Below are 12070 nucleotides of genomic sequence, written 5' to 3' on the forward strand. Positions count from 1 at the left end.
GCCTAGGCAGCTAATTGGTGCTCAGATGAAGCATTTCGAACCCGACGACTTTCACAATTGCCATCTCGGCCTGTTGCTGGGGCGTGCCGCCTTGCTCAAGGACCGGATCATCGACACGCACATGGAACCCCACGGCATCACGGCCGCGCAGTTCAAGGTGCTGATCATCATGGCCCAGTTCGGCGTCGATACCCCGGCCGAGTTGTGTCGTCACCTGTCCCTGGACAGCGGTTCGATGACCCGCATGCTCGATCGTCTGCAACAGAAGGATTTCCTCGCCCGCAAACGCTCGGAAGGCGACCGGCGCCAAGTGCGCCTGGTGCTGACCGAGGAGGGGCAGAAGCTTGCCGATCGGCTGCCCTACATCGGCGCCAATGCAATGAACCAGCTGGCCGGTGCCATCACGCCCGACGAGTTGCGCACCCTGGAACAGATCCTCAAGAAAATTTTGCTGGCAGCCGGTGACCCGATCACTGTCCTGCGCTTAGGTGAAAAATGAGCAGTAAAACCTTGCGTACACGCGTCAGCCTGGTGCTGTTGGCCATGAGCCTGGCCGGTTGTGCCAATTACAGTGGCCTGGCGACCTCGGGGGTAAACCTTGAGGCGCAGAGCCTGGCAACCGGTCAGTCGCTCAATGGCGTGAAGCTGTCGCCGGCGGCCTGGCCACAAAGCGACTGGTGGAAAAGCCTGGGGGACAGCCAGCTCGATGGCCTGATCCAGGAAGCGTTGCGGGACAGCCCGGACATGCAGATCGCCAGCGCCCGGGCCCATCAGGCCAGCGCCGCGGCCTATGCCGCCGATGCCGAGCGGATGCCGACCCTGGATGCCAGCGCCGGCGTCAGCCGCTCGCGTCTGGCCCGCGACCAGGATCCGCTGGGGCAGGGCGGCGTCTATTCCACGGTGCGCAACATCAGCGCCACCTTCAATTACAACTTCGATCTCTGGGGCGGCCAGCGTGCGGCCTGGGAAGCCGCGCTGGGCCAGGCCCGCGCCGCCGAGATCGACCGCCAGGCCGCCAGCCTGACCCTGGCCGCCGATGTGGCCAGGGCCTACAGCGACCTGGGACGGGCCCATATCGTCCATGACCTGGCCGACGAAGACCTCAAGCGGACCCGGCAGATGCTCGACCTGAGCCGGCGTCGCCTGGATTCCGGGATCGACAGCCAGTACCAGTACCAACAGACCGAAAGCCTGGAGGCCAGTGCCCAGGCCAGCCTGATCGACGCCGAGAAGCAACTGCAGAGCGCCAAGATCACCCTGGCGGTGCTGTTGGGCAAAGGCCCCGGCCGGGCCGACGACATCGTCCGGCCCAAGGTCCTGCAGGCCAGTGCCGTGGCCCTGCCTTCGACCCTGCCCGCCGAACTGTTGGGGCGCCGGCCTGATCTGGTGGCGGCGCGCTGGCGGGTGGAAGCGGCGAGCAAGAACATCGACGCCAGCAAGACCCGCTTCTATCCCAACCTCAACCTGAGGGCCAGCGCCGGTGCCGAGTCGTTGCTGGGGGATGCGATGTTCGGTTCCGCCAGCCGCTTCTTCAGCATTGCGCCGACTGTTTCGCTGCCGATTTTCGACGGCGGGCGCCTGCGCGCCGACCTGGATGCCCGGGACGCCGACTACGACCTGGCGGTGGCGCAATACAACAAGACCCTGGTGACCGCCCTGGGGGATGTCAGCGACAGCATCTCGCAACTGCGGGATATCGGGCGGCAGATCGCCGCCCAGCAACATGCCACGGACATTGCCCGGGACTCTTACAACACCGTGGTTCAGCGCTTCGGTTCCGGTATCGGCAACTACCTGGATGTGCTGAGCATCGAGCAGCAGTTGCTCCAGGCCCAGCGTCAGCTGGCCACGCTCAATGCCCAGCAGATTGATCTGTCGATCCAACTCATGCAGGCGTTGGGGGGCGGCTTTGGCGCCCAGAACCTGGCCTCGGTCAACCCGACCCCAGCCCCGCAGACTAAATAATTCGAGGTATTTGTCATGGCCACTGCCGACACTCAAACAACCGAAAACACCCCGGACGCCGCTCAATCGCGCAAGCGCAAAGTCATGCTGCTGGGGCTCACCGCCCTGGTCATCCTGGGTGGCCTGGGCGTGTTCGCCTGGCATGAGCTCTATGGGCGCTGGAATGAAAGCACCGACGATGCCTACGTGAACGGCAACGTGGTGGAGATCACCCCGCTGGTCACCGGCACCGTGGTCAGCATCGGCGCCGACGACGGCGATCTGGTGCATGAAGGCCAGGTGTTGATCAACTTCGACCCCAACGACGCCCAGGTCGGCCTGCAGAGTGCCGAGGCCAATCTGGCGCGCACGGTGCGCCAGGTGCGTGGCCTGTACAGCAATGTCGATGGCATGCGGGCCCAGGTGGCGGCGCAGAAAGCCGAGGTGCAGAAGGCCCAGGAGAACTTCAGCCGACGCAAGAATCTGGCGGCCAGCGGAGCGATTTCCCAGGAGGAACTGTCCCACGCCCGCGATGACCTGACCTCGGCGCAAAACGCCCTGGCCAATGCCCAGCAGCAACTCAACACCACCAATGCGCTGGTGGATGACACCGTGGTTTCCAACCATCCGGATGTGCAGGCCGCGGCGGCGCAACTGCGTCAGGCTTACCTGAACAATGCCCGCAGTACCCTGATTGCGCCGGTGACCGGCTATGTGGCCAAGCGCACCGTGCAGCTGGGGCAGCGGGTCCAGCCGGGCACCGCACTGATGGCGGTGATTCCTCTCGACCAGCTGTGGATCGACGCCAACTTCAAGGAAACCCAACTGCGGGACATGCGCATCGGTCAGGCGGTGGAGATCGAGGCGGACATCTACGGCAGCGATGTGAAATACAGCGGCACCATCGATAGCCTCGGTGCCGGTACCGGCAGCGCCTTCGCCTTGCTCCCGGCGCAGAATGCCACCGGCAACTGGATCAAGATCGTGCAGCGGGTGCCGGTGCGTATTCACGTGAATGCCGAAGAGTTGGCCAAGCATCCGCTGCGGGTTGGCCTGTCGACTCAGGTGAACGTCAACCTGCGGGACCAGAGCGGCCCGGTATTGGCCCAGCAGCCTCCGCAAAAGGCGTCTTTCAGCACCAATGTCTACGACCGTCAGTTGGGTGAGGCCGATACGCTGATTGCCCGCCTGATCCACGACAACAGCGCTGCCATCGGCAAGACCGCCCAGCGCTGATTCGCCAATCCGTCGACCCCGGCCAGCCTGATGGCCGGGGTGCCTGCCCTGTTCCAAAGGATTCGCGATGAGCAATAACGCGTCTTTCAAGCCTCCCAGCCTGCTGCTGAGCACCATCGGCCTGTCCCTGGCGACCTTCATGCAGGTGCTCGATACCACCATCGCCAACGTGGCGTTGCCAACCATCTCCGGCAACCTCGGGGTGAGTTCGGAGCAGGGCACCTGGGTCATCACCTCATTCGCCGTGAGCAACGCCATTGCCTTGCCGCTGACCGGCTGGCTGAGCCGGCGTTTCGGCGAGGTGAAGCTGTTTATCTGGGCCACGCTGCTGTTCGTGCTGGCCTCGTTTCTGTGCGGCATTTCCACCTCGATGCCCGAGCTGGTGGGCTTTCGGGTGCTGCAAGGGGTGGTGGCCGGCCCCCTGTACCCGATGACCCAGACCTTGCTGATTGCCGTCTACCCACCGGCGAAGAGGGGCATGGCCCTGGCGCTTTTGGCGATGGTCACGGTGGTGGCGCCGATTGCCGGGCCGATACTCGGGGGCTGGATCACCGACAGTTACAGCTGGCCGTGGATCTTCTTCATCAACGTGCCGATTGGCCTGTTCGCCGCCTGGGTGGTGCAGCAGCAATTGAAGGCACGGCCGGTGGTCACCAGCCGGCAGCCGATGGACTACATCGGTTTGCTGAGCCTGATCGTCGGGGTGGGGGCCCTGCAGATCGTCCTCGACAAGGGCAACGACCTGGACTGGTTCGAGTCCAACTTCATCATCGTCGGTACGCTGATCTCGGTGATTGCCCTGGCAGTGTTCGTGATCTGGGAAATGACCGATCGTCACCCGGTGGTCAACCTGCGGCTGTTCGCCCATCGCAACTTCCGCATCGGCACCATTGTGCTGGTGGGCGGTTATGCCGGGTTCTTCGGGATCAACCTGATCCTGCCGCAATGGTTGCAGACCCAGATGGGCTATACCGCCACCTGGGCCGGCCTGGCAGTGGCGCCGATCGGCATCCTGCCGGTGCTGATGTCGCCCTTTGTCGGCAAGTACGCCCACAAGTTCGACCTGCGCCTGCTGGCCGGGCTGGCGTTCCTGGCCATTGGCCTGAGCTGCTTCATGCGTGCCGGTTTCACCAATGAGGTGGACTTCCAGCACATCGCCTTGGTGCAGTTGTTCATGGGGATCGGCGTGGCCCTGTTCTTCATGCCGACCCTGAGCATCCTGATGTCCGACCTGCCGCCGCACCAGATCGCCGACGGCGCTGGCCTGGCGACCTTCCTGCGGACCCTGGGGGGCAGCTTTGCCGCATCGCTGACCACCTGGATCTGGATTCGCCGAGCCGATCAGCACCATGCCTACATGAGCGAGAGCATGAGCATCTTCGATCCGGTGACCCGGGACGCGCTGAACAATCTTGGTGGCGCGAGCAGCAAGGCTTACGCACAACTGGATCAAGTCCTGACCAGCCAGGCGTACATGCTCTCGACCGTGGACTACTTCACCTTGCTGGGCTGGGGCTTCATGGGCCTGATTCTGCTGGTGTGGCTGGCCAAGCCACCCTTTGCCGCCAAGGCCGGCCCTGCTTCGGCGGGGCATTGACGCCCATTGTTGTAGGAGCTGGCTTGCCAGCGAAGGCGTCCGCAAGGGCGATGCCGGGCTTGCTGGCCTTTTCGCCGGCAAGCCGGCTCCTACGGTGGGGCGTTTGTTGTAGGAGCTGGCTTGCCAGCGAAGGCGTCCGTAAGGGCGATGCCGGGCTTGCTGGCCGCTTCGCCGGCAAGCCGGTTCCTACGGTGGGGCGTTTGTTGCAGGGGCTGTTTGCCAGAGAAGGCGTCCGTTCAGGGTGAACCGGGCAACGCCAGCTGCGTGGGGACGAAATCGAACGCGGCCAGTTGGAAACCCTGCTCGTCCACCTGCAAGGCCCATCCCTGCCGGTCCCAATCCCCCAGCACAATGCGCTTGGCGGCTTGCTCGCCAATCTGCAACTTGTGAATCGCCGGGCGGTGGGTGTGGCCGTGAATCAGGGTGCCCACTCCATGTTCGCGCATCACCCGCGGTATTTCGTCCGGGGTCACGTCGACAATGTCGTTGGCCTTCATGCGGGTCTGGGTCCGGCTTTCGTTGCGCAGCTTGCGCGCCAGCTTGCGCCGGGTGCCCAGCGGCAAGTGCCGCAGAATCCACAGGCTCAGCGGGTTGCGCAGGTAACGGCGCAGGCGCATGTAGGCTTCGTCGCGGGTGCACAGGCTGTCGCCGTGCATCAGCAATACCGGTTCACCGTAGAAGTCGACGACGCTGGGGTCTTTGAGCAGGGTGGCGCCGGCCGCCTTGCAAAAGGCCTGGCCCAGCATGAAATCGCGATTGCCGTGCATGAGGAAAACCTGCGTACCGCTGTCGCTCAGTTCCCGCAGTGCCTGGCAAATGGAAAGTTGGTAGGGGGTCATGGCATCGTCGCCGATCCATACCTCGAAAAAGTCCCCGAGGATGTACAGCGCCTCGGCGGCGCGGGCGCGCCCACCGAGTAAATCCAGAAACGCCCGGGTAATGTCCGGGCGCTCCTCTTCCAGATGCAGATCTGAAATCAGCAGTATCACTCAATGATCTCGGCTTTCTCGATGATCACGTCTTCTGCGGGTACGTCCTGGTGGCCGGATTTCATGGTGGTGGCCACGCCTTTGATCTTGTCGACCACTTCGGTGCCGGCGATCACTTTACCGAATACCGCGTAGCCCCAGCCCTGCACGGTCTTGCCGCTGTGGTTGAGGAAGCTGTTGTCGGCAACGTTGATGAAGAACTGCGCGGAGGCCGAATGCGGCTCCATGGTGCGGGCCATGGCGACGGTGTACTTGTCGTTGGAAAGGCCGTTGTCCGCTTCGTTCTGGATGCTTGGACGCTTGTCTTTCTTTTCTTTCATGCCAGGTTCGAAGCCGCCGCCCTGGATCATGAAGTTACCGATGACGCGGTGAAATACGGTGTTTTCATAGTGACCGGCTTTCACGTATTCGACGAAGTTGGCCACGGTCAACGGGGCTTTCTCGGCGTTCAGTTCCAGCACGATCTCGCCGTGGTTGGTGGTCAGTTTGACTTGGGTCATGGTCGGTACTCTTTATAAGGAAAAGCGTTTTCAAGAAAATCCTGGGTGGCGGGGCATGCATGCGGTCCGCACCGATTTGGCCATCCTGCGGCCAAGGAGCGCAGTTTAGCGTGACAACCGCGAAATTCGAGGCTGTTTTTTCACCGCCGGGCCATTAATCGCCGCAGTTTTAAAGCTGCGCTCTGTCAGGCGCTTGACAGCATCGGCTATGATACCCGTTTTGATTTATCAGGCCGCGTCCGGCCGCGCACTTGTACGTTCAAGGATCCTATGAGCAAGCCCACTGTCGACCCTACCTCGAATTCCAAGACTGGACCGGCCGTGCCGGTCAACTTCCTGCGCCCGATTATCCAGGCGGATCTGGACTCGGGTAAGCACACACAGATCGTGACCCGCTTCCCTCCGGAGCCCAACGGATACCTGCACATTGGTCACGCCAAGTCGATCTGCGTGAACTTCGGTCTGGCCCAGGAGTTTGGCGGCGTCACGCACCTGCGTTTCGACGACACCAACCCGGCCAAGGAAGACCAGGAATACATCGACGCCATCGAAAGCGACGTCAAGTGGCTGGGCTTTCAGTGGTCCGGCGAAGTGCGTTATGCCTCGCAGTACTTCGACCAGTTGCACGACTGGGCGGTGGAACTGATCAAGGCAGGCAAGGCCTATGTCTGCGACCTGACGCCTGAGCAAGCCAGGGAATACCGCGGCAGCCTCACCGAACCGGGCAAGAACAGCCCGTTCCGCGAGCGTTCGGTAGAAGAGAACCTCGACTGGTTCGCCCGCATGCGCGCCGGCGAGTTTCCGGATGGTGCGCGGGTGCTGCGGGCCAAGATCGACATGGCCTCGCCGAACATGAACCTGCGCGACCCGATCATGTACCGCATCCGCCACGCTCATCACCATCAGACCGGTGACAAGTGGTGCATCTACCCCAACTACGATTTCACCCACGGTCAGTCGGATGCCATCGAAGGCATCACCCACTCGATCTGCACCCTGGAATTCGAAAGCCATCGTCCGCTGTATGAGTGGTTCCTCGAGCATCTGCCGGTACCGGCGCACCCGCGTCAGTACGAATTCAGCCGCCTGAACCTGAACTACACCATCACCAGCAAGCGCAAGCTCAAGCAACTGGTGGACGAGCAGCACGTCAATGGCTGGGACGATCCGCGCATGTCGACCCTGTCGGGCTTCCGCCGCCGCGGCTACACCCCGGCGTCGATCCGCAACTTCTGCGAGATGGTTGGCACCAACCGTTCCGACGGCGTGGTCGACTACGGCATGCTGGAATTCAGCATCCGCCAGGATCTGGACCAGAACGCCCCGCGTGCCATGTGCGTGCTGCGTCCGTTGAAAGTCGTGATCACCAACTACCCGGAAGACCAGGTCGAGAACCTCGAACTGCCGCGTCATCCGCAGAAAGAAGAACTGGGCGTGCGCCAGCTGCCGTTCGCCCGTGAAATCTACATCGACCGTGACGACTTCATGGAAGAGCCGCCGAAGGGCTACAAGCGCCTGGAGCCGGCCGGCGAAGTGCGCCTGCGTGGCAGCTACGTGATCCGCGCCGACGAAGCGATCAAGGATGCCGAGGGCAATATCGTCGAACTGCGTTGCTCCTACGACCCGGACACCCTGGGCAAGAACCCTGAAGGCCGCAAGGTCAAGGGCGTGATTCACTGGGTGCCGGCTGCCGCCAGCGTCGAGTGCGAAGTGCGTCTGTACGATCGTCTGTTCCGCTCTCCGAATCCGGAGAAGGCTGAGGACAGCGCCAGTTTCCTGGACAACATCAACCCTGACTCCCTGCAGGTGCTCACTGGTTGTCGTGCCGAACCCTCGCTGGGCAACGCACAGCCGGAAGACCGTTTCCAGTTCGAGCGCGAAGGCTACTTCTGCGCGGATATCAAGGACTCGAAACCCGGTGCTCCGGTATTCAACCGTACCGTGACCCTGCGCGACTCCTGGGGTCAGTGATTCAGTCAAGGAACTAACGTGCTAACGATCTACAACACGCTCACCAAGAGCAAAGAAGTCTTCAAGCCGCTGGATGGCAACAAGGTACGCATGTACGTGTGCGGCATGACCGTGTACGACTACTGCCACCTGGGCCACGGCCGCAGCATGGTGGCCTTCGATCTGATTACCCGCTGGCTGCGTTTCAGTGGGTATGACCTGACGTATGTGCGCAACATCACGGACATCGACGACAAGATCATCAATCGCGCCAACGAAAACGGTGAGTCCTTCGAAGCCCTGACCGAGCGCATGATCGCGGCGATGCACGAGGACGAGGCGCGGCTGAATATCCGCAAGCCGGACATGGAGCCGCGGGCCACCGACCATATCCCTGGCATGCACGCGATGATCCAGACCCTGATCGACAAGGGTTATGCCTACGCTCCGGGCAATGGCGACGTGTACTACCGCGTCGGCAAGTTCATGGGCTATGGCAAGCTGTCGCGCAAGAAGATCGAAGACCTGCGCATCGGTGCGCGGATCGAAGTGGATGAGTCGAAGCAGGACCCGCTGGACTTCGTCCTGTGGAAAGCCGCCAAGCCGGGCGAGCCAAGCTGGCCATCGCCTTGGGGTGACGGTCGTCCGGGCTGGCATATCGAATGCTCGGTGATGTCCACCTGCTGCCTGGGCGAGACCTTCGACATTCATGGTGGCGGCAGCGACCTGGAGTTCCCACACCACGAGAACGAGATTGCCCAGAGCGAGGCGGCGACTGGCAAGACCTACGCCAATGCCTGGATGCACTGCGGCATGATCCGCATCAATGGCGAGAAGATGTCCAAGTCCTTGAACAACTTCTTCACCATTCGCGACGTGCTCGACAAGTATCATCCGGAAGTAGTGCGTTACCTGCTGGTGGCCAGCCACTACCGCAGCGCCATCAACTACTCGGAAGACAACCTCAAGGACGCCAAGGGCGCGCTTGAACGTTTCTACCATGCGCTCAAGGGGCTGCCGAAAGTGGCGCCGGCCGGTGGCGAAGCCTTCGTCGAACGTTTCACCCAGGTGATGAACGACGACTTCGGTACTCCGGAAGCCTGCGCCGTGCTGTTCGAGATGGTGCGTGAGATCAACCGCTTGCGTGAGAGCGACATCGATGCGGCGGCGGGCCTGGCAGCACGTCTGAAAGAGCTGGCCAGCGTGCTGGGCGTGCTGCAACTGGAAGCCGACGACTTCCTGCAGGCCGGTGCCGAAGGTCGGGTTGATGCGGCAGAAGTCGAGGCGCTGATCCAGGCCCGTCTGGCGGCCCGTGCCAACAAGGACTGGGCCGAGTCCGACCGCATCCGCGACCAGATCACCGCCATGGGCGTGATCCTGGAAGACGGCAAGGGTGGTACTACCTGGCGCTTGGCTGACTAAGCCTACGTTCGCAGCTACAAGAAACCCGCCTGGCGCGGGTTTTTTGTTGCCCGTAAAACAGTGTCTGCTTACTCAGGCCAGCGAAGCGAGGCGCTCCACCGTGTCGGGGTAGCGTTCCACCAGGCGGATCAGGGTAGTGGCCTGGGCATTGGGCGTGGCGCGGCCCTGTTCCCAGTTCTCCAGGGTGCGGGTGTTGGTGCGCAGGTACATGGCGAATACCGAGCGCGAGAGGTTGAGTTGCTGGCGGATGTTCATCACCTCGGCGGCGGTGATGGGGGGCAGCTTGTCGAGTTTCACTTTATGGCTGCGCAGGGTGATCTTGCCCTGGCGTTCCTGGGTGAGGGCGTCGATGCCCTCTACCAGTTCGGAAAAGATGTCACGTTTGGTCATGTCTTCTGGCCTCGATTTCACGTTCCAGCAGTTGTTTGAGTTGTTGTCGCTGCTGCGGTAGCAGGTCGTCCATCTGCTCCTTGTCGAACAGGGTGAAGAGCCAGAACTGCGCCCCTCCGGACCACCAGTAATAAATCACCCTCAACCCGCCACGCTTGCCCTTGTTGCGTCGCTCATCGACGAAACGCATCTTGCGCAAGCCGCCAGTGCCCTGGATCAGAACACCCGCGTGCGGGTGGCGCAGCAACTCGATCTGCAGTTCGCAGAACAACTCGTCGTCAAGGAAGTCCCTTCGGTATCGTGCAAATGCCGGCAGTTCAATAAACAGAGCATTCATTTCATACGCTTCCTGCGTATAGATTGGATTACGCTACAGCTTTGGTCAAGGCCCGCTGAGCGCCGTGTTTGATCTGGCAACAGTTTATGCCTGTGGCATCGGGCTGAATGTCAGACCGGGCCGACGTGACAGGAAGGGCGATTCCGAGTTTCGCTGGGAAGAGGGGGAGGGCAGGGGCCAGAAACGCAAAACGGCACCCGAAGGTGCCGTTCTGTTTGTTGCCTTGAAACCTAAGCGATCAACCCGCCAGGCCGGAGTGCTGGACCAGTGTCAGCAGCGGCTGTGGGTACACGCCGAGGAAGAACGCCAGGACCGCGATGGCCAGCAGCATGACGCCACCGGCTTTTTGTTCCCAGTGCAGTTGGGCATCGACGCGGCGCAGGTTCGGCTCGATCAGGTACAGGGTGACCATCACTCGCAGGTAATAGAAGACGCCGATGGCGCTGCCCATGACCAGGGAACCGACCAGCCACCATTGGTGCGCTTCGACACCGGTAGCGATGATGTAGAACTTGCCGATGAAGCCTGCGGTCAGTGGGATACCGGCCAGGGACAACATCATCACGGTGAGCACGGCGGTCAGGTACGGACGGCGCCAGAACAGGCCGCGGTACTCGTACAGGGCGTCGGCGTCACGGCCTTTGTACGGCGAGGACATCAGGGTGATCACACCGAAGGCGCCAAGGCTGGTGATCACGTAGGTGACCAGGTACACGCCGATGGCTTCCATGGCCAGGCCCTTGCTCGCCACCAGGGCGATCAGCAGGTAGCCGAAGTGGGCGATGGACGAGTAACCCAGCAGACGCTTGAGGTTGCTCTGGGTCAGCGCCAACAGGTTGCCCACCAGGATCGAGGCAATGGCGATCACGGTCAGCACGTTGCTCAGGACACCGCTGCTGGCCACTGGCGAGAGCTGGAACAGACGCACCAGTACCGCGAACACCGCCACCTTGCTGGCGGTGGCCAGGAAGGCGGCCACCGGGGCCGGGGCGCCTTCGTAGACGTCCGGGGTCCACAGGTGGAACGGCACCAGCGACAGCTTGAAGGCCAGGCCGATCAGCATCATGCCCAGGCCCAGTTGCGCCAGCGGGCTTGGCAACCCGGTAGCGGCCAGGGCTTGACCGATGCCGCTGAAGCTCAGGCTGCCGGCTTCTGCGTAGAGCAAGGCCATGCCGAACAACAGGAAGCCCGAACCGGCGGCCGACAGCACCATGTACTTGATGCCGGCTTCCAGGGAGCGCTTGTTGAAGAAGGCATAGGCCACCAGGCCGTATACCGGTACCGAGAGCAGTTCCAGGCCAATGAACAGGCCGGCCAGGTTCTGCGCGCTGACCAGTACCAGGCCACCGGCGGCGGCCAGCAGGATCAGCAGGTACAGCTCTTCACGGTTGCCCGGGTAACCGCTGCTGCCGTCGCCCAGGTAGGCGTGGGCCAGGGTGACGCAGGCCAGGGTGGCCACCAGGATCAGGGCCATGTACAGGCAGGCGAACTGGTCGATCTGCAACAGCGGGGTGACCGCCAGCGGTGCCACTTTCAGCACCGGGAAGATCGACAGCAATGCCAGGTTCAGACCGGCCACCGACAGCAGGAAGGTCTGGGCGTGGTTGCGCCGCCAGGCGATCGCCAGCATCACCACCACAAGGGTGGCGCTGGTGATCAGCAGCGGCGCCAGGGCTATAAAGTGTTGAATCGTAAAGTCCATAGC

The 12070-nt window shown here is 62.3% G+C and carries 11 protein-coding genes; 6 read left to right on the forward strand and 5 right to left on the reverse strand.

Features of this window, described 5'->3' with window-relative positions; all coding sequences use genetic code 11:
* The first annotated feature begins 25 nt into the window (after positions 1-25).
* The 4 genes from GGI48_RS26205 (at position 26) to GGI48_RS26220 (ending at position 4777) form a co-directional block, all read left to right on the forward strand.
* Positions 26-499 (forward strand): MarR family winged helix-turn-helix transcriptional regulator, encoded by a 474-nt coding sequence (locus GGI48_RS26205; protein WP_016965731.1) that lies wholly within the window; start codon positions 26-28, stop codon positions 497-499.
* Positions 496-1965 carry an efflux transporter outer membrane subunit gene (locus tag GGI48_RS26210; protein ID WP_179600744.1) on the forward strand — a complete coding sequence of 490 codons (1470 nt, stop codon included), beginning with the start codon at positions 496-498 and terminating at the stop codon, positions 1963-1965. Before GGI48_RS26205 ends, GGI48_RS26210 begins: the two co-directional genes overlap by 4 nt.
* A 15-nt stretch (positions 1966-1980) precedes the next feature.
* Positions 1981-3180, forward strand: coding sequence for an HlyD family efflux transporter periplasmic adaptor subunit (locus tag GGI48_RS26215; RefSeq protein WP_016965729.1), 1200 nt, complete (start codon positions 1981-1983; stop codon positions 3178-3180).
* 67 nt (positions 3181-3247) lie between these two features.
* Positions 3248-4777 carry a DHA2 family efflux MFS transporter permease subunit gene (locus tag GGI48_RS26220; protein WP_047305323.1) on the forward strand — a complete coding sequence of 510 codons (1530 nt, stop codon included), beginning with the start codon at positions 3248-3250 and terminating at the stop codon, positions 4775-4777.
* Between the two features lie 236 nt (positions 4778-5013).
* Here the strand turns inward: GGI48_RS26220 and lpxH are convergent, their stop codons facing one another.
* On the reverse strand, positions 5014-5766 hold the full coding sequence (gene lpxH, locus GGI48_RS26225) for a UDP-2,3-diacylglucosamine diphosphatase (RefSeq protein ID WP_016965728.1): 753 nt from the start codon (positions 5764-5766) through the stop codon (positions 5014-5016).
* Complete coding sequence (locus GGI48_RS26230; protein WP_016965727.1) at positions 5763-6266, reverse strand: peptidylprolyl isomerase; 504 nt, start codon at positions 6264-6266, stop codon at positions 5763-5765. Before GGI48_RS26230 ends, lpxH begins: the two co-directional genes overlap by 4 nt.
* Positions 6267-6536: 270 nt before the next feature.
* On the opposite strand from GGI48_RS26230, the gene GGI48_RS26235 reads away from it, so the two are divergent.
* On the forward strand, positions 6537-8237 hold the full coding sequence (locus GGI48_RS26235; protein ID WP_179600746.1) for a glutamine--tRNA ligase/YqeY domain fusion protein: 1701 nt from the start codon (positions 6537-6539) through the stop codon (positions 8235-8237).
* Between the two features lie 18 nt (positions 8238-8255).
* Entirely contained in the window at positions 8256-9638 is a 1383-nt protein-coding gene (gene cysS, locus GGI48_RS26240) for a cysteine--tRNA ligase (RefSeq protein WP_016965725.1), read from the forward strand.
* Positions 9639-9710: 72 nt separating this feature from the next.
* On the opposite strand, the gene GGI48_RS26245 is transcribed toward cysS, so the two are convergent.
* The 3 genes from GGI48_RS26245 to nuoN form a co-directional block, all read right to left on the reverse strand.
* A complete protein-coding gene (locus GGI48_RS26245) occupies positions 9711-10028 on the reverse strand; it encodes a DNA-binding transcriptional regulator (RefSeq protein ID WP_179600748.1) in 318 nt (105 codons plus the stop codon).
* Complete coding sequence (locus tag GGI48_RS26250) at positions 10015-10365, reverse strand: hypothetical protein (RefSeq protein ID WP_016965723.1); 351 nt, start codon at positions 10363-10365, stop codon at positions 10015-10017. Before GGI48_RS26250 ends, GGI48_RS26245 begins: the two co-directional genes overlap by 14 nt.
* Positions 10366-10603: 238 nt before the next feature.
* A complete protein-coding gene (gene nuoN / locus GGI48_RS26255; protein WP_015636299.1) occupies positions 10604-12067 on the reverse strand; it encodes an NADH-quinone oxidoreductase subunit NuoN in 1464 nt (487 codons plus the stop codon).
* Between the last annotated feature and the right edge of the window lie 3 nt (positions 12068-12070).

The sequence above is a fragment of the Pseudomonas protegens genome (assembly GCF_013407925.2).
GTDB classification, from domain to species: Bacteria; Pseudomonadota; Gammaproteobacteria; order Pseudomonadales; family Pseudomonadaceae; genus Aquipseudomonas; species Aquipseudomonas fluorescens_AP.